Source organism: Priestia sp. YIM B13486, from assembly GCF_042787865.1.
In the GTDB taxonomy this organism is placed as follows: domain Bacteria; phylum Bacillota; class Bacilli; order Bacillales; family Bacillaceae_H; genus Priestia; species Priestia megaterium.
On the sequence record NZ_JBHZOZ010000002.1, the window covers coordinates 721,252 to 737,996 of the forward strand.

The 16,745-nt window shown below is 36.8% G+C and carries 18 protein-coding genes and 3 pseudogenes; 5 read left to right on the top strand and 16 right to left on the bottom strand.

All coding sequences use genetic code 11. From position 1 onward, the window contains the following. Nucleotides 1–40 precede the first annotated feature (40 nt). From accC to pxpA, 7 genes are all read right to left on the bottom strand, one after another. Entirely contained in the window at nucleotides 41–1,405 is a 1,365-nt protein-coding gene (gene accC, locus ACFX4G_RS07835; protein WP_377573766.1) for an acetyl-CoA carboxylase biotin carboxylase subunit, read from the bottom strand. Between the two features lie 28 nt (nucleotides 1,406–1,433). Continuing rightward, nucleotides 1,434–1,895, bottom strand: coding sequence for an acetyl-CoA carboxylase biotin carboxyl carrier protein (accB, locus tag ACFX4G_RS07840; protein WP_097823334.1), 462 nt, complete (start codon nucleotides 1,893–1,895; stop codon nucleotides 1,434–1,436). 22 nt (nucleotides 1,896–1,917) lie between these two features. Then, on the bottom strand, nucleotides 1,918–2,913 hold the full coding sequence (locus ACFX4G_RS07845) for a 5-oxoprolinase subunit C family protein (protein ID WP_097823333.1): 996 nt from the start codon (nucleotides 2,911–2,913) through the stop codon (nucleotides 1,918–1,920). Then, the gene (gene pxpB, locus ACFX4G_RS07850) at nucleotides 2,910–3,665 is read right to left on the bottom strand and encodes a 5-oxoprolinase subunit PxpB (RefSeq protein WP_377573771.1); all 756 of its coding nucleotides are present in this window, start codon (nucleotides 3,663–3,665) and stop codon (nucleotides 2,910–2,912) included. The genes ACFX4G_RS07845 and pxpB overlap by 4 nt, the downstream gene beginning before the upstream one ends. Nucleotides 3,666–3,682: 17 nt before the next feature. Further along, on the bottom strand, nucleotides 3,683–4,474 hold the full coding sequence (locus tag ACFX4G_RS07855) for a putative hydro-lyase (protein ID WP_097823331.1): 792 nt from the start codon (nucleotides 4,472–4,474) through the stop codon (nucleotides 3,683–3,685). A gap of 52 nt (nucleotides 4,475–4,526) precedes the next feature. Then, a complete protein-coding gene (locus ACFX4G_RS07860) occupies nucleotides 4,527–5,690 on the bottom strand; it encodes an NRAMP family divalent metal transporter (protein ID WP_225049783.1) in 1,164 nt (387 codons plus the stop codon). Between the two features lie 99 nt (nucleotides 5,691–5,789). Continuing rightward, complete coding sequence (gene pxpA, locus ACFX4G_RS07865; protein WP_043982608.1) at nucleotides 5,790–6,551, bottom strand: 5-oxoprolinase subunit PxpA; 762 nt, start codon at nucleotides 6,549–6,551, stop codon at nucleotides 5,790–5,792. 425 nt (nucleotides 6,552–6,976) lie between these two features. Here pxpA and ACFX4G_RS07870 point away from each other — a divergent pair, with 425 nt between their 5' ends. Then, nucleotides 6,977–8,539 carry an alpha-amylase family glycosyl hydrolase gene (locus ACFX4G_RS07870; RefSeq protein WP_097823330.1) on the top strand — a complete coding sequence of 521 codons (1,563 nt, stop codon included), beginning with the start codon at nucleotides 6,977–6,979 and terminating at the stop codon, nucleotides 8,537–8,539. A 298-nt stretch (nucleotides 8,540–8,837) separates the two neighbouring features. Here ACFX4G_RS07870 and ACFX4G_RS07875 read toward each other — a convergent pair whose 3' ends face one another. The 6 genes and pseudogenes from ACFX4G_RS07875 to ACFX4G_RS07900 form a co-directional block, all read right to left on the bottom strand. Next, nucleotides 8,838–9,305: a CDI toxin immunity protein gene (locus tag ACFX4G_RS07875; RefSeq protein WP_097823329.1), complete on the bottom strand. Its 468-nt coding sequence runs from the start codon at nucleotides 9,303–9,305 to the stop codon at nucleotides 8,838–8,840. 105 nt (nucleotides 9,306–9,410) lie between these two features. Further along, complete coding sequence (locus ACFX4G_RS07880) at nucleotides 9,411–9,737, bottom strand: DUF6678 family protein (protein WP_097823328.1); 327 nt, start codon at nucleotides 9,735–9,737, stop codon at nucleotides 9,411–9,413. Between the two features lie 51 nt (nucleotides 9,738–9,788). Next, the gene (locus ACFX4G_RS07885) at nucleotides 9,789–10,136 is read right to left on the bottom strand and encodes a hypothetical protein (RefSeq protein WP_097823327.1); all 348 of its coding nucleotides are present in this window, start codon (nucleotides 10,134–10,136) and stop codon (nucleotides 9,789–9,791) included. A gap of 23 nt (nucleotides 10,137–10,159) precedes the next feature. Continuing rightward, nucleotides 10,160–10,306, bottom strand: a pseudogene (locus ACFX4G_RS07890) (reverse transcriptase N-terminal domain-containing protein); the annotation flags it as partial. Nucleotides 10,307–10,950: 644 nt separating this feature from the next. Then, the gene (locus tag ACFX4G_RS07895; RefSeq protein ID WP_255255702.1) at nucleotides 10,951–11,136 is read right to left on the bottom strand and encodes an aspartyl-phosphate phosphatase Spo0E family protein; all 186 of its coding nucleotides are present in this window, start codon (nucleotides 11,134–11,136) and stop codon (nucleotides 10,951–10,953) included. A gap of 347 nt (nucleotides 11,137–11,483) precedes the next feature. Then, nucleotides 11,484–12,305, bottom strand: coding sequence for a MerR family transcriptional regulator (locus ACFX4G_RS07900; protein WP_377573778.1), 822 nt, complete (start codon nucleotides 12,303–12,305; stop codon nucleotides 11,484–11,486). 192 nt (nucleotides 12,306–12,497) lie between these two features. On the opposite strand from ACFX4G_RS07900, the gene ACFX4G_RS07905 reads away from it, so the two are divergent. The 4 genes and pseudogenes from ACFX4G_RS07905 to ACFX4G_RS07920 all read left to right on the top strand — a co-directional run. Beyond that, nucleotides 12,498–13,379: an ABC transporter six-transmembrane domain-containing protein gene (locus ACFX4G_RS07905; RefSeq protein ID WP_377573781.1), complete on the top strand. Its 882-nt coding sequence runs from the start codon at nucleotides 12,498–12,500 to the stop codon at nucleotides 13,377–13,379. 86 nt (nucleotides 13,380–13,465) lie between these two features. Continuing rightward, the gene (locus ACFX4G_RS07910; RefSeq protein ID WP_377573784.1) at nucleotides 13,466–14,017 is read left to right on the top strand and encodes a GNAT family N-acetyltransferase; all 552 of its coding nucleotides are present in this window, start codon (nucleotides 13,466–13,468) and stop codon (nucleotides 14,015–14,017) included. A gap of 443 nt (nucleotides 14,018–14,460) precedes the next feature. After that, entirely contained in the window at nucleotides 14,461–14,628 is a 168-nt protein-coding gene (locus tag ACFX4G_RS07915; protein WP_176521215.1) for a hypothetical protein, read from the top strand. 249 nt (nucleotides 14,629–14,877) lie between these two features. Next, nucleotides 14,878–15,036, top strand: a pseudogene (locus ACFX4G_RS07920) (YdhK family protein); the annotation flags it as partial. 150 nt (nucleotides 15,037–15,186) lie between these two features. Here ACFX4G_RS07920 and ACFX4G_RS28180 read toward each other — a convergent pair. The 3 genes and pseudogenes from ACFX4G_RS28180 to ACFX4G_RS07930 form a co-directional block, all read right to left on the bottom strand. Further along, the gene (locus ACFX4G_RS28180) at nucleotides 15,187–15,270 is read right to left on the bottom strand and encodes a hypothetical protein (protein WP_471876883.1); all 84 of its coding nucleotides are present in this window, start codon (nucleotides 15,268–15,270) and stop codon (nucleotides 15,187–15,189) included. A 72-nt stretch (nucleotides 15,271–15,342) separates the two neighbouring features. Then, the gene (locus tag ACFX4G_RS07925; RefSeq protein ID WP_043978945.1) at nucleotides 15,343–15,780 is read right to left on the bottom strand and encodes a ferritin-like domain-containing protein; all 438 of its coding nucleotides are present in this window, start codon (nucleotides 15,778–15,780) and stop codon (nucleotides 15,343–15,345) included. Nucleotides 15,781–16,514: 734 nt separating this feature from the next. Then, nucleotides 16,515–16,745 (bottom strand): annotated as a pseudogene (locus ACFX4G_RS07930) (aminotransferase-like domain-containing protein); the annotation flags it as partial.

Below are 16,745 nucleotides of genomic sequence, written 5' to 3' on the forward strand. Positions count from 1 at the left end.
AAAAAAGGAAAGCACTCCCTTATAAGAGCACTTTCCTTTCTTACACCATTTCTAGTTCTTTAATTGAAATAGGATTACTTTCTAGAAATTTGGTTGTAAAATCCCCTTCCTTAAAAGAAGGATGGTTCAGTAATTCTAAATGAAAAGGAATGGTTGTATGAATACCTATAATGATAAATTCTTCGAGCGCGCGTTTCATTCGTTGAATCGCTTCATTTCGATCTTTCCCCGTTACAATTAATTTCGCGACCATGGAATCATAAAATGGGGAAATTTCATAGCCTGGGTAAACGGCGCTGTCTACACGCACTCCGTAGCCGCCAGGAGGTAAATACATCTCGACTTTCCCAGGAGAAGGCATAAAGTTTTTAGCCGGATTTTCTGCATTGATCCGACATTCAATTGCCCATCCCTTCAACTGAATGTCCTGCTGAGCAAATGATAGCGAGTAGCCTGCTGCTACTGAAATTTGTTCTTTAATTAAGTCAATGTTTGTTACAAGTTCTGTAACAGGATGTTCAACTTGAATCCGCGTGTTCATTTCCATAAAATAAAAATGCCTGTGCTTATCTAATAGAAACTCAACTGTTCCGACACCTGTATAATCGACTGCTTTAGCTGCCGAGACTGCCGCCTTGCCCATTTTCGCACGAAGGTTTTCATCTACCGCAGGAGACGGAGCTTCTTCTACCAACTTTTGATGACGGCGTTGAATTGAACAATCTCGTTCCCCTAAATGAACCACATTCCCTTCTTCATCAGCAATGATTTGAATTTCGATGTGTTTCGGCTCTTCTAAATATTTTTCAAGATATACGCCTCCGTTTCCAAAGGCAGTTTCTGCTTCATGCTGAGCTTGACGAATTGCTTTTTCTAGCTCTTCTTCGCTATGAGCCAGTCGCATTCCTTTTCCGCCACCGCCCGCTGTGGCTTTTACGATGATGGGATAACCTATTTCTCGTGCTACTGGAATAGCTGAGCTGCTATCTTTAATCAGCCCTTCTGTTCCAGGTACAATAGGCACACCGGCTTGTTTCATTGTATCTCGCGCTACAGCCTTTGCTCCCATTTTACGGATGGCTTCCGCTTTTGGACCAATAAAGGTAATATCATAGGATTCACACATCTCAGCAAAATCAGCATTTTCAGCTAAAAATCCATAGCCGGGATGAATAGCGTCTGCCTTGGTTACTTGCGCTACGGTAAGCAAATTACGAATGTTTAAGTAACTTTCTTTAGAAGACGTTTTGCCAATACAAAATGACTCATCTGCTAGCTTCACGTGAAGTGCATCTTTGTCTGCTTCTGAATACACCGCCACGGTTGCAATACCCATCTCTTTACAAGCCCGAATGATACGAACTGCAATCTCGCCTCGGTTTGCGATTAAGATCTTTTTAAACATAATGACTCCTCCTGACAGTATGTATACTTTAGTGTGATTTTACGGTAAATAATGGCTGTCCAAACTCAACAACGTCCCCGTCTTTCACAAGAATTTCAAGCACTTTTCCTTCTATTCCCGCATCGACTTCGTTAAACAGCTTCATCGCTTCAATCACACATACAACATCTTTACGTTCAACTGTTTGTCCTACTTGAACGAAGGGATCGGCGTCTGCTTCTGGCTTGGCGTAAAACGTTCCAACCATTGGTGATAAGATTTGCTTTTCATTATTGTCTGCTGGGTTTACAGACATAGAATCTTGAGGCGCTTGCTCAGTGGCAGCGGCTTTTACTTCATCTGTTTTCACTTCTGTAACAGCTGTGTCTTCTAAAGGAATTCCCGCTTTATCAATGACAACTTTTGTTCCTTCATGTTCAATATGAAGCTTTTGAATACCAGATTCATTCATTAATGAAACAACTTCTTGCAATTCACGTACGTTTATCATTTCTTGTCACTCCCGTTTTGTGTTATTTAGTTGACGCAAGGTTAATAGCAATCTTCAACTCTTGAAGCATCTGTTCTTTTTCTAAATAGATTTTTTCCGCTTCATGAAGCGAAATGTGAGAAAAATAAATGGATTCTCCGGGCTTTACTTGAGCTAAAAGCGGTAAATCCGCTGTGATGACTTGAGCAATTTTAGGGTATCCCCCCGTGGTTTGACGGTCTGCTAACAGGATGATGGGATTTCCATCCGGCGGGACTTGAACAGAACCTTGTGAAACGGCTTCAGACAATAACTCTTTTTTTTCTTGAAGCTGAAGAGAAGGTCCATCCATTCGATAGCCCATTCGGTCTGATTGATTCGATACTTTAAAAGGCCCTTTCGTAAAATAACTTTTGCTTTCAGGTGTAAATAAGTCGTATTGACTGCCATTAATAACACGGACACCTGGTTTCTTTGTAAAGTGAACAAGTTCCTTATAATTTACGGACCATGAAGAAGTATATACCCCGTTTATCAGTTCATTTGAAACAAAAGCAGGCTTTGAAGTAGCAGGAACTGATAGAGATAAAACATCGTCTGTTTGTAATGCTCTTCCTTTGTAGCCGCCAATTTCACCTCTTAAATACGTACTTTTACTATTTAACACTTCACTAATAGCAAATCCTCCTGCTACAGATAAATAGGAACGACACCCTGTTTTGCAAGGACCAAATGATAAAGTGCTTCCTTTTGGAATAAATAAAGGTTTCCACATAGGTACTGGCTTTGCGTTGATCGAAGGAGTTAAATCTCCCCCTGTAATCGCTACTAAACAATCGCTTTCTATTTCAAGGGTAGGCCCCATTAGCGTAACTTCAAGTCCCGCTTCATTTTCATCGTTACCAACTAGTAAATTAGCAATTCGGAGGGAATAAGAATCCATTGCACCGCTTACAATTACACCGTGCTGCTGAAACCCCCTTCTTCCTAAATCTTGAATGCTCGTTAATAACCCGGCTTTACTGACTCGCATACTCATTTTCCCCCCTCCTTTGCCTGTAGTTCTTGATACTCTTCTTTAGAGATAGGCTCGAATTTTACAATATCTCCAGCCTGCAGCAAACTTGGTGGGTTTTGTTCCGGTAAAAACAGTTTAATAGGCGTTTGCCCAATTAATTGCCATCCTCCGGGAGTGGAAATAGGATACACCCCTGTTTGCATTCCCGCAATACCAACCGATCCAGCAGGAATAGAGGTGCGAGGAGACGGCCGGCGAGGCGTAGCAATTCTTTCAGATAACCCTCCGAGAAATGGAAATCCAGGAGCAAATCCAATCATGTATGCTAAGTATTCGCCTTCAGAATGAATACTAATTACCTCTTCAGTTGTTAAGTTATGGTGACGAGCGACATATTCAAGGTCAGGTCCATACTCTCCGCCGTAGCAAACTGGAATGGAAACCGTACGATGGTTTAACTCTTTTTCTGTCTGTTCATTCTCTAGTTTACTTTGAATGATAGAAGACACTACTTCAAAAGGAGAAACAAATTCTTTTTTCTCCTTCTTTTTCACAGCTGCTACAACTTCAAGGGGGTTATAAAAGATTGTCAGGTTCGTAAATGCCGGCACGCATTCGATAAATCCAGGAAAAGGATTTAATTCTATCGAATCTTTACACGTTTTAATTTGTTTATGAATGTCGTATTGAATGCTATCTCCAAACGTTATAACAAGCGCTGAGTCGCCAAGCGGAGAAATAACAGCTAACGCTTTTGTTACGGTTTGATTCATATCTACACCTCTTTCTTTTATAAAACACCTAGTTTTTCATCTCGAATATCTGTGATAAACATATGCCCCGGAGCATGTGTAATCATAATAGAAGGTTTTGTTTCCATTGCTACTGCTTGAGGGGTTACACCACAAGCCCAAAATACGGGCACTTCCCCTTCCTTAATCGGAACAGCATCGCCAAAATCCGGAGAGTGAAGGTCTTCAATTCCTATCGCAGCGGGATCTCCAATGTGAACAGGTCCTCCGTGCACAGCTGGAAAACGTGAAGTTACTTGGGCTGCCCGTACTACATCTTGTTGAGGAATTGGACGCATACTAACTACCGTCGAGCCGTGGAATATTCCCGCTTCAGCGCATGAAATATTTGTTTTATACATAGGAACATTACAATTTTCTTCAATGTGACGAACAGGTATGTCATTGTTTAAAAGCGCGTGTTCAAATGTAAAGCTGCAGCCGATAAGGAAAGCTACCATGTCTTCTGTCCAGTAATCTGTGATATCGGTTACTTCTTTTACTAGTTCCCCATTTTCATAGATTCGATACTTGGGAATGTCTGTACGAATATCTCCCGACGGAGCAGCAAACTTTGGCACCGGTGATCCAACGTCCGTGACATCTAAAAGAGGACACGATTTAGGGTTACGCTGACAGAACAATAGAAAGTCAAAGGCTTGTTGCTTTGGTAAAATAGCTAAATTAGCTTGAGCATAGCCGTTTGCCATGCCTGCTGTTGGTTGAATAAGCTGGTTGTTACGGATTTGCTGACGAAGTTCAGCTGGAGTTAGTTGTGAAAGGGTTGTCATATTTCTCTCTCCCATCATTGCCCACACTCAACTTACGTGCGGGCACATTGTTTTATTTAAATAATTGAGGAAGTTGATCCATCAACGTATAGCCGCCCATTAAAGCCATTACAATAACGACAAGTACACCAGAAATGGTAAGCCATAAAGGATGTTTATACTCGCCAACGATGCTTTTTTTGTATGCAGCAACCAGTAAAGTCCCAAGAGCGATCGGCAGAATTAATCCATTGATTGCTCCAACTAAAAGAAGAACTTTTACAGGTTTTCCAATTAAGACAAATGACAGAGTTGAAATAATAATAAATCCAATAATAATCCAGTTTGAGTTTTTATTAAGTTTTTCACTAAACGTTTGAATAAACGAAACAGAGGTATAAGCAGCTCCTACCACAGACGTAATAGCGGCAGACCACATAACAATACCAAAGATTTTATACCCGACGTTTCCTGCTGCGAGCTGAAACACGGATGCTGGAGGATTGGCTGGGTCAATTTGTAAACCTTTAGACACAACGCCAAGTACAGCTAAAAACAAAGCGATTCGCATAACGGAAGTGATAAGAATTCCTGTTACAGAACTTTTTGTTACTTGAGGTAAAGAATCGATGCCTTTTACGCCGGCATCTAAAAGACGATGTCCACCAGCAAAGGTGATATAACCACCGACTGTTCCTCCAACAAGCGTAACGATCGCAATGATGTCGATTTTGTCAGGTGTAAAAGATTTCACTACAGCTTCTCCAACGGGAGGTGAAGTGGTAGCGGCTACATATAGCATCAGCCCAATCATGACAAAACCTGCAATTTGCGTGAAGCGATCCATTGCTTTTCCAGCTTCTTTTACAACGAAGATTAATACAGCAATAACTGCACTAATTGCAGCGCCAGCTGTTGGAGAAATACCCGTAATCGCATTTAATCCAAGCCCCGCACCGGCAATATTTCCAATATTGAAAGCAAGTCCTCCAATAACAATTAAAATAGCGAGCACGTATCCTAATCCAGGAAATACCATATTGGCGATTTCTTGTCCTCGTTTTTCAGAAACGGCAATAATTCTCCATACGTTGGTTTGAGCAAAAATATCAAGAATAATTGAAATTAAAATAACGAATCCGAAGCTTGCAGCTAAATTTTGTGTAAATACGGTAGTTTGAGTTAAAAAGCCTGGTCCAATAGCCGATGTGGCCATTAAAAAAGCGGCTCCAAGCATTAACGTCCAGTTTACTTTAGGCGCAGCCGAAAGCTTTTGCTGAGGTGTTGATTTTTTAATTGGCTCCAATATCATCTTCCTCCTGATTGTATGTAGTTTTTATTTTGAAATAGCCTTAACTACCACTTCTGATGCTCGTAAAGAACGGTTGACATGACGGGCAAATTCAAGTGCGTGAGCTCCGTCTCCATGGATGCAAATCGTATCTGCCTGCAATTCTACATCCTTACCTTGCTGAGATTTTACCTTCCCTTCTTTCACCATTGTAATAACTTGAGAAACAGCTTCGTCGTCATTTTCAATTAAAGCATTCGGTTCTGTACGAGAAGTGAGAGAACCGTCTAACTGATAGGTACGGTCTGCAAATACTTCGTTAGCCGTCTTTAAACCAATTCTGTTACCTGCTTGAATCAGTTCACTTCCAGATAACCCAAATAAAATCAGCTCAGGATTTACGTTGTAAACAGCTTTTGCTATTGCTTCAGACAACGCTTCGTTTTTAGCAGCCATGTTATACAGTGCACCGTGAGGTTTTACATGCTGCATTGATAACCCTTCTGCTTGCAAAAAACCGTTTAATGCCCCAATTTGATAGATCACGATATCGTAGGCTTCCTGAGGTGAAATATTCATGTTTCTGCGTCCAAAACCAATAAGGTCCTGAAGACCAGGATGAGCCCCAATTTGCACTTTTTTTTCAGCCGCCAATTTTACCGTTTTTCTCATAACGCTCGGATCCCCTGCGTGAAATCCACAGGCAACGTTCACAGACGTCACGTGCTCTAAAATGGCTTCATCATTGCCAATACGATAAGCACCAAAGCTTTCCCCTAAATCACAGTTTAAATCTACTTTACTCAATGCATTCTTCCCCCTTAACTCCTTTAATGTAAGCGTAATCATTTGCAGATAGTAAATGAAATTCAAGCTTTATTATCTGCATCGATACTTTAAGTTCCGTTTTTCGGAACCATAGTACCGTTTTTCAGTTATATTTGGATTTTAGCACGAGATGATGAATTGAACAACAACATTGTCAGAATATTTGACATAGTCATTATTTTCACTTGGATAATAATCCCTTATTTTATTGCTATCTTCTATCTATAGCCTTAATATAACGCAGCCGCTTAATGTCATTAGACACAGTAAATAACTAGGTTGTCAGAATAATTACTAGTTCAAAATAATCAAAATGAAATTTTCGTTGTAATCGTTTTCAAATAGGTGCTATATTTCAATTGTAGTCAATTTATGCAAACGATTGCAAAAAAGGGGATGAAACGATGAAAGGGAAAAAATGGACAGCTTTAGCTCTAACACTGCCGCTGGCTGCTAGCTTATCAACAGGTGTTCACGCCGAAACTGTACATAAAGGTAAAGCTCCAACAGCAGATAAAAACGGTGTCTTTTATGAGGTGTATGTAAACTCTTTTTACGATGCAAATAAAGATGGACATGGTGATTTAAAAGGTCTTACACAAAAGCTGGACTATTTAAATGACGGAAATTCTCATACAAAGAATGATCTTCAAGTAAACGGGATTTGGATGATGCCAGTCAACCCTTCTCCTAGCTATCATAAATATGATGTAACGGACTATTATAACATTGATCCGCAGTACGGAAATCTGCAAGATTTTCGCAAGCTGATGAAAGAAGCAGACAAACGAGACGTAAAAGTCATTATGGACCTTGTTGTGAATCATACGAGCAGCGAACACCCTTGGTTTCAAGCTGCGTTAAAAGATAAAAACAGCAAGTACAGAGATTACTATATTTGGGCTGATAAAAATACCGACTTGAATGAAAAAGGATCTTGGGGACAGCAAGTATGGCATAAAGCTCCAAACGGAGAGTATTTTTACGGAACGTTTTGGGAAGGAATGCCTGACTTAAATTACGATAACCCTGAAGTAAGAAAAGAAATGATTAACGTCGGAAAGTTTTGGCTAAAGCAAGGCGTTGATGGCTTCCGCTTAGATGCTGCGCTTCATATTTTTAAAGGTCAAACGCCTGAAGGCGCTAAGAAAAATATCCTGTGGTGGAATGAGTTTAGAGATGCGATGAAAAAAGAAAACCCTAACGTATATCTAACGGGTGAAGTATGGGATCAGCCTGAAGTGGTAGCTCCTTACTATCAATCGCTTGATTCCCTATTTAACTTTGATTTAGCAGGGAAAATTGTCAACTCTGTAAAAGCGGGAAATGATCAAGGAATCGCCACTGCAGCAGCGGCAACGGATGAGCTGTTCAAATCATACAATCCAAACAAAATTGACGGTATTTTCTTAACCAACCATGACCAAAATCGTGTCATGAGTGAACTGAGCGGCGATGTGAACAAAGCAAAATCAGCTGCTTCTATCTTACTTACGCTTCCTGGCAACCCGTATATTTATTACGGTGAAGAAATTGGCATGACCGGTGAAAAGCCTGATGAGTTAATCCGTGAACCGTTCCGCTGGTACGAAGGAAACGGACTTGGACAAACCAGCTGGGAAACACCTGTATATAACAAAGGCGGCAACGGCGTGTCTGTAGAAGCACAAACCAAACAAAAGGATTCTTTGTTAAATCATTACCGTGAAATGATTCGCGTGCGTCAGCAGCATGAAGAGTTAGTAAAAGGAACGCTTCAATCTATTTCAGTAGACAGTAAAGAAGTTGTTGCCTATAGCCGTACGTATAAAGGCAACTCGATTAGCGTGTATCATAATATTTCAAATCAACCTGTAAAAGTATCTGTAGCAGCGAAAGGTAAATTGATTTTTGCTAGTGAAAAAGGTGCTAAAAAAGGCAAAAATCAGCTTGTAATTCCGGCTAATACAACGGTTTTAATAAAATAATAGAAAACACCTTCAAGTGATTACCTGGTAATCACTTGAAGGTGTTTTTTCATAAAAAATTAGCATGAGAACATCATCAGAAATTAGTGTAAACATAATTTCTACTGCTAATCTAATTAGTTCATAAATCTTCATAAATAATCTCTTTCTCTTCTTTATCATGAGGAAAAGGCAACGCAACATACATCGTTATCTTTTCTTTCTCACTTTCTGCCCATATTTCTCCTTGATGAAGTTCGACAATTCGTTTGGCAACGGTACCCCTTTTTTGATTTTATAACTGTTAACATAAAATACGTTATCGGAAATTGTCTAAGGAACCTATTCTAATTTCTCCGTCATGATAAATTTCTATTACGTATTTATTTTCTACATAAAGAAAAGTATCGCTACTTACAGCTACAACATCATCATATACGCTTAAGATGTTCTCAAACTTCGTCTTTAGCACAGGGAAATTGTCTGTACTCCAATATATCTCAAGATCATCGTTATTTATTAAGCTTTTTACATCTTCTAAATAAGTAATTACACAGTATTTATCAAATTTATCCCATTCTATCCTTCCGTAAAATGTGAATGGAACCTCTTTTTGAAACGAGCAATACCTTTCTTCACTTTTTTCAGGAGAATATATAATAACGCCTTTACCTAAAGCATTTACACATTCTGAAAAAAGAGGATCTTTATTCTCTTTTTTCTCTAACCTCTTTCTCTTTGCCAATAGAAACTCTAATCTTTTTTGTCGGTCTTGTTTTTTCATCATACAATACCTTTCCTCATATTTTTTGTCTTATTTGGAGGTCAAAAAATAGTTAGTATGAGATGAGATTCTAGTTATCATAACTGGGATTATAAGAACCATTAGCTATTATAAATAATCTATAGAATTATTGTTTTTAACGTAGCCATAAACTTTTATAACATCATCTTTTGTTTCTCCTGGTATGTTAATTGTTCTAAGTATATTTATTACCTGACCCTTCTCTTCTAAATTTTCAATCTTTATTTCTAACCACTCAATGTTTTTATAATTACCTTTGAAATGATAAAACCAATCTCCATCCCAATTACTTATATATTTAGTTTTGAAATCCTGTATTCTCCAAATTGTATTTATAGAACAATCGTTCATTGCATTTCTAATTTCTTGCCATTTAGTGTTATTCATTACTAATTGATATTCATAAGAACTCATGAAAAAACCACTCCCTTAGTTATCCTAAGCGTGTTATCGGTAGTAGGTAGGCTAAAACTTAATGTCTATCCACTTTCCGTTTACGAATTCCTCATAAGTTCCCCATTGAGGAGTACAAGTATTTATATCCTTAATTCTTACTGGTTTAATAATATCTTCCTGATAATCCTTAGTTGGATTTGGTACATAAATCCAAGAAGCTATACTATCTTTTTCTTTTGAAAATTCCTTGCTAAAAAAGTCTTCAGCTTCTTGTAATGTTTCAAAACTATAGTCTCCAATTGAAGGTACATCATCTGACGTATTATAAAGAAACATATTTACTTCATCTTTGATGTCCACTATCATAACTTTCTTAATGTCATTTATAGGCATATCTAATATTATGTATTTTCTCATTAAATCTCCTTACTAAAGGTGTGTTTCCTTACTTTTCTTTGTTGATTTTGTTGTTTGGCACGATAAATTCTTTGTCGTAACTTCGTTACATATTTTTGTATAATACTCCAATCAATAGAGTACCAACCTTTATGCGAGACGTGCGCCGACGCTCGTAGAGAGGTATTCATAACAGCACGCTCCTTTTCGTTAGAAGATAGCCACAAATTTATTTTCGTGTTGAAGACCCATGAGAAGTGGGCGCTCTTTCGAGCCTGTCACTGCCTGTTAAGACGACAGTATCCGTCCAGTTATACAGTGTTTCTGCTTTCCTGTCCCTTTTCAGGGTAACGGCTTTGGCTTTTTCTCATATCCCATACCCTCTGCCACATCGTTTGACTTTGCAGTCATCCTACTGCTTAGGCAGATGACATAGGGCTTACCAAGTTCCACTTTTTACAGATGCGATAGGGGTAGGTAGGTTCTTTACTCCGGGCAAGATGCGGGACGCATCAGAGCAGCATTATGATTCTGCTTTTCCTCTTGCCAATACCCAAGCAAAACTATGCACTATCTTGAGCTAACGCTTACGAAGCTTACAAACCTTCACGTTCGTTTACCGTACCTATCTTCTCCTAGCAGTGTTCTGGACCATGCATTTGTCCTCTGTTTCCACATTTCCGCATGCAACCCACGAGCCCGTTACCAGGCCCGCAGTTTTGGACGGGGATAGTTTTTGCGTCTAAACCAGTGGCGTAAGCCACACTATATAAAAGCGACTTCTTGTCGCACCATAATTCAGATTATCGGAAAACACATGCAAAAAAGCCCTTATTTATGAAGTAAGGACTTTTTTTAAATGAATTTCTTCTAATTCATTTAACTTCATATCCAATTCTTGACTTACCTTTACCGTGTTATCACTTACAAGTCCTTCCTTTAAAGCAGTATATATCATAATTTCCCTAATACGCTCTATTTCTTCTAATAGGACTTCCTGTGTTACATGTTTATTTCCCATCCCCATCATCACCTAATAAATTCCCATGTTAAATATTGTTAAATTTCACACTAACTTTTTATAACGTATTTTTCAACACTCAAATTTTCACAATTTGGATTACTATTAAAAATCGATGATTTGGGAAGACGAAAACTATAATTTTTATAAGTAATAGCTAACATACTTTATTAAAAATAGTTTTAACTATTAAATATATTGTAGAAAAACTAGTCAAGATACTGAGAAGTATCTCCAGTCTAGAACCTCATTAACCTATAGAAAAACCCCCTACGGAAATAGGAGGTTTTTTGCTTTTTAAACCTTTAGTGACCATGGTGTTCATTGCCTATATAAACTAAAACCTGTTAGTAGCTCTGAATTTGAAGTTGAATTCTTGTAATTGAATTCTCAATTCCATTCGCCATTACCTCATCAATCACATATTCTTCATATGCATACTCGCCTATTTTTAGCCCTTTTTCTTCAACAAATTGAATAATTCGATTGTAAGCATGTTCAGTTTCATCACCTTTTTGATATCCAACAACATATAGTCCTTGGGGACGTACGTGATAATGTACGTTTTCTATCCCTTCTGGAATTTTGACATATAAGTGTCTGTAATTATAAAACTCTTTTTTTTGGATTTGTTCTCTTGCAAGCAGCGCTCCAATTGGATATCCTCGATCTAATTTATGGAGTTGAATGTAATGAATGAGCTCCGGGATAATTGTAGTATATTTTTGTTCTGCCTCTTCTAGTATATTTTCACTTATCATAAATGTTTCCTCATCTAAAGACTGCAATGAAATAGAGGAGAAGTCAGTTTTTAAGGTATATTCTGCTAACTGTAAACGCGTTTGAATAATTGCTTGTAAGTGATCAAGACTTCTAATTTTTTCTTCAATTTCAAAAGACTTTTCCTTTAAAAGTGTAATCATATTTTTTGGTTTTTTATCTGTTAAGAGAGTTTTTATCTCTTTTAATGGGACACCAAATTCTTTAAATAAGGCAATTACTTGAAAGACTTCAAATTGTTCATACGAATAGTACCTATATCCATTCTCTTTTTTTATTTTAGGTGAAAGTAACCCTATCTCATCATAGTGAAACAGAGTTTGTTTTTTTACACGACAGAGATTCGCGAATTCACCAGTAGTAAAGTACTTTCCTAACTCTTCACTCATAAAATCCCCCTTGACTATACGGTAACCATATACTTTATGATGTTCATTGTACTGGAAAGGAGATATAAACAGCAATGATAAGTTCTTTACTCTTTTTATGTAGGTAAAAAGAGTAATTGATGATGAATGTGAAGATAAAGTGATAAATAGAATTAAAATTTGTTTAACTAAAGAAAAGGAAGAGTTGAAAAGATGCAAATGATAAAAAAGACAAAATCCCCTGTGAGTCAACTCCTTCAAGGTATATGGTCAAAAAATCGTAAAGGAATTAGCCTTACGTATATGCTCACTCTTGTTGAGAATGTTTGTGATCTCCTTTACGCTGCAACAACTGGTTTTGCAATCGATGGCTTGCTTAAAGGGAATCCTTCTAGTCTTATACCACTTGCTTTACTATGGGTCCTTCATCTAGGAGTTGGGTTGTTCAGACACGTTTACGATACAAAAGTATTTGTTGGGATTTATTCTAATGTTGCTGGAGATATGGTGGAGCGTCAGCGTGATGATGGAGTAAAAGGAACTCGAATTGTAGGACGCGTCTCACTGTCTCGGGAGGTAGTAGATTTCTTTCAAATGGAGCTACCGGCAGTTGTAACAACGGTTATTCGATTTTTAGGAGCTATTATCATGTTATTTCTCTATGACCGGTTCATTGGGGTCTTAAGTTTATTGGCAATAATTCCAATACTGATCATAAACCATTGGTTCGGTCGACGATCTTATCGTCTTAATCATGCACTTAACAATCGGATTGAAGAAGAGGCAGACATAGTTGTTCATCGGCCACTTACCATTGTTCAAAAACATTTTGCACGATTACGCTTATGGCGTATTGCCATTTCTAATGCTGAGGCTAAAACGTGGGGGATGATGGAAGTCGTTGTTATTCTCTTAACCCTAACTGCACTCCTCAGACTTACAGGGGTTGAGGGTATTACGGCTGGTGCTATTTATGCAGTCCTGGCTTATATTTGGATGTTCCAAGAGGCAGTAGTAGGCCTTCCTGAAATTGTGCAAAATATTTCGCGTGTACTTGATATTGGTGAACGCGTTGCTGAAGACGTTAACAGCTGAAATCAAAAAACGTAGTCAACCATTATTGTTACGTTATACCATATATTCTTATTATTATCTTTTGAGAGAAATTAGGAGGATTTCTAATGAAGAAAATTGAAACTGATCGACTAATATTGAGAAGATTTTCTAAATCAGACTCTCAAGGTCTTTTGGAATACTTGGCTAATCCAAGGGTAAACTGCTTTCTTGAAGACAAAGTTCACACAATAGAAGAAGCTGTCTTAAAAGTTCAAAAAAGAAAAAAAGACGACTCTTTTGTTGCAGTCTGCTTAAAAGGCAATAATTATCTAATAGGAGAAATATTCTACTTAAAGGAAGCTCCAAATACTTATTCCATTGGTTGGCATTTTAATGCTGAATATGAAGGGAAAGGGTACGCAAGCGAAAGTGTGAAAGCATTCCTTAATTATCTATTTACTCAAAGGGATGCAAGAAGAATCTATGCATACACTGAGGAGGATAACTATAAATCGCAAAAACTCTGTGAAAAATTAGAGATGCGTAAAGAAGGGTGTTTTGTTGAGTTTATTTCGTTTACTAAATACGAAGATGGAACACCTAGGTATGAAAATACTCTTCAGTATGCATTATTAAAAAAAGAGTGGATAAAAAATATTTCTTCTAATGGACTCTGAGGAAAAGGTATCTTCTTACTTCATCTAGATAAACGGAATTAGTGTTAAATTCAGTGATATTTAGTAATATAAAGTTAAGGAAATTTGTAGAAAAGGCCCATATTTGTCGTCAGTTAGTGTAAATAATAAAACTTTAATAATATATGAAATACTTTAATATTTACATAACAGATTATTTTAATATTTACATAACAGATTATAATGAATAGAAAAAGTTATTCATTGTAATTATATTGGGTTACAGGATTTTCTTTTAAAGATATATGTATATGAATCTATAAATCTGGCCAGACTAATAACATATTCCCCCTATTCCAATAAATTTGAAAATCCTTTGCCTATATCAGCAAAGGATTATTTTTTGGAATATTCCTTTTATTGGTTGTTAATCTAGATAAAAGGGAATTAAGTATATTAATAGCACATAAAGGAGATATACATTGGTGATAAATTACGGGTACTATACTGGATCCCTGTTCGTCAGGGAATTAGAACGTTTAAAAGAAGAATATATTCAACTTGATATGGACGATATGAAAGTAATGATGAAAGAAGACATTTTACTTTTAAAAAAAGCAATGGATATGCTGTGTAGGAATAAAGTGCATTAAATTGAGCAAACTACCCAAGACGCCGTGAGGTATCTACCACTAAAATCATATTCGTATTCCCAACAGGACAACCTACTGTACAGGAGCAGTAGGTTATTCTGTTTTATAGCTGTATATTTTATACTTGTTTAGTTAACATAGAGCCTCTTTTCGGAACACACGCCAAAAAGAACCCCTTGCACCACAAGGGTGTTACTTCAGCTAAGCTTTTTCTCCATTATTACTTTGACTAATCTAGCTTAACAGAATCTAGAAGCAGACCATATGAAGGGTATGAAAGGTGCCAAAGCCACTATTGATTCAGCTGAAAAAACAACTGTGTATATGGTTGATTACACGCCAACTACTGGCGGCAAAAAAGTAAAAAATCATAAATGGGTAACAGAAAGCGAACTTTCTGCTAAATAATGATTGAGTAATTATTGTAATGTTTAGATGAGAGAGAAGCATCGGTATTGTAACAAACATACAAAAAGGAGCAAACTATTTGTTTGCTCCTTTTTGTATGTTATATCGTTTAACCTATGCAACTAATTTTTTAAACTCACCTGCACATTCTTAATCAAGACGGATATACTCCACCATCATGCCAACATTTTCTTCCTTTAAATAAGCATCATAACAGTAATTACAAGTAGTCATACATTCATTATTCTCTTATAGAAGTAAATAACAAAGAGATCAACTCACTGTTGATCTCTTTACGTACACAATTTAAAGGTTCGTGTAAAAATATAAAAACCATACAGCATGATTTTGTTCGTCTGCTGCAGCCCGTCGAAAGGCTTCTTTAGTATACACATCTTGTGCTTTATCTGAAATATCTAGATAGAAGTCTACCGTTTCTTGTTCATCTTCAATAGCAACTTGCAGCCCTTCTTTATAAGTATTTGGACACTTCTCTGAAACGCTGGCTTCAAACTGTTTACCTGTTAGGTTTGCATAAATTGTAGAGAATGTTTGATAATGCTTAATTTCGTCTTTTCTTATCTCTAGAATACGTTCACGCTCTTTTTTTGTGGGTGCAATCTTAGCTAGTTGCTCGTAACAGATAATAGCGTTATACTCCCCATTAATAGCTTTTTCAATATCATTAATTAAAACGGGATCAACTCTCATATAACTATAGGTTGGAAATTGAGGATATGTCATGTCTACCTCCTTATTCGAATCAAAATCTAATATAGTGTATGTTATAAAATCATAAGAATAGAACCTTTTTAGCAATTGATACATTTACTAGATAAGTATAAAGTATTGAAAGAAATATTATAAATAAAGGTATAACTCTACATATCTCCAAGAGAAGGCTATAAAAGCAGGATTAAACCTGCTTTTTTCTTTTATTCATACAACCTTGAGAAAAAACATGATGTTCATTCTAATTAATATCATGTTCACTTTTAGTTAACATAAAACAAATTACCGGTAGGAATAAATATAAAAGGCACGTGAGAAAAATGTACATCATTATAAGAATAATACTTTTAAGTCTCTTCTTCTTAAACAGTGTTAAAGGCCTTAATTACATTAAGTAATTAAAAGAAATAGTTATCTCTTTTTTTAAAAGCACTTGCAATTTTTTTGACTCCTTCTTCAACTCGGTGATTTTCAACATTTGACACATTTAACTTTAAAACCCGTTCTTTGTGAAAGTTGGCTAGATAATTACTTTCAACTGAATCCAGATATACACGCTGTTCATATAAATAACGAATAAATAACTTCATATTTACTTGTCTAGGTAACAAAATATGACCATGCATAACTATTTCTGACGATGACTCGTAATTAGCCAGATGATTTTGCAGTGATTGATGAAGAACTTCGGCACGTTTATGGTAAATACTACTTACTTTTAATTTATTATGTTTAAACATACCGCTTTATATATAAAGATATAGTGCAGCTTGTGAAATCATAGAGCTATCTATATCTATGGTCGTTCTAAATTTTTGAAAGGTGTTAAGAATAGTGGTAGGAAGAACGGCTAGACCAATTCTTAAACCTGGAAACATGATTTTTGAAAAGCTCTTTAAGTAGATAACCTGTTCTTTAATATCCTTTGCAAAAAGAGGATCATTCTTTGTGTTATATTCAAAATCTGCTAAATAGTC

Coding starts and splice junctions, on each gene's coding strand:
- ACFX4G_RS07900 (WP_377573778.1), bottom strand. CDS start 12,305: ATGAGTGAAGAGTTAGGAAAGTACTTTACTACTGGTGAATTCGCGAAT.
- pxpB (WP_377573771.1), bottom strand. CDS start 3,665: ATGAATCAAACCGTAACAAAAGCGTTAGCTGTTATTTCTCCGCTTGGC.
- ACFX4G_RS07875 (WP_097823329.1), bottom strand. CDS start 9,305: ATGATGAAAAAACAAGACCGACAAAAAAGATTAGAGTTTCTATTGGCA.
- ACFX4G_RS28180 (WP_471876883.1), bottom strand. CDS start 15,270: ATGACTACTTGTAATTACTGTTATGATGCTTATTTAAAGGAAGAAAAT.
- ACFX4G_RS07910 (WP_377573784.1), top strand. CDS start 13,466: ATGAAGAAAATTGAAACTGATCGACTAATATTGAGAAGATTTTCTAAA.
- ACFX4G_RS07845 (WP_097823333.1), bottom strand. CDS start 2,913: ATGAGTATGCGAGTCAGTAAAGCCGGGTTATTAACGAGCATTCAAGAT.
- accB (WP_097823334.1), bottom strand. CDS start 1,895: ATGATAAACGTACGTGAATTGCAAGAAGTTGTTTCATTAATGAATGAA.
- ACFX4G_RS07870 (WP_097823330.1), top strand. CDS start 6,977: ATGAAAGGGAAAAAATGGACAGCTTTAGCTCTAACACTGCCGCTGGCT.
- ACFX4G_RS07925 (WP_043978945.1), bottom strand. CDS start 15,780: ATGACATATCCTCAATTTCCAACCTATAGTTATATGAGAGTTGATCCC.
- ACFX4G_RS07855 (WP_097823331.1), bottom strand. CDS start 4,474: ATGACAACCCTTTCACAACTAACTCCAGCTGAACTTCGTCAGCAAATC.
- ACFX4G_RS07880 (WP_097823328.1), bottom strand. CDS start 9,737: ATGAGTTCTTATGAATATCAATTAGTAATGAATAACACTAAATGGCAA.
- accC (WP_377573766.1), bottom strand. CDS start 1,405: ATGTTTAAAAAGATCTTAATCGCAAACCGAGGCGAGATTGCAGTTCGT.
- ACFX4G_RS07860 (WP_225049783.1), bottom strand. CDS start 5,690: ATGCTTGGAGCCGCTTTTTTAATGGCCACATCGGCTATTGGACCAGGC.
- ACFX4G_RS07905 (WP_377573781.1), top strand. CDS start 12,498: ATGCAAATGATAAAAAAGACAAAATCCCCTGTGAGTCAACTCCTTCAA.
- ACFX4G_RS07885 (WP_097823327.1), bottom strand. CDS start 10,136: ATGAGAAAATACATAATATTAGATATGCCTATAAATGACATTAAGAAA.
- ACFX4G_RS07895 (WP_255255702.1), bottom strand. CDS start 11,136: ATGGGAAATAAACATGTAACACAGGAAGTCCTATTAGAAGAAATAGAG.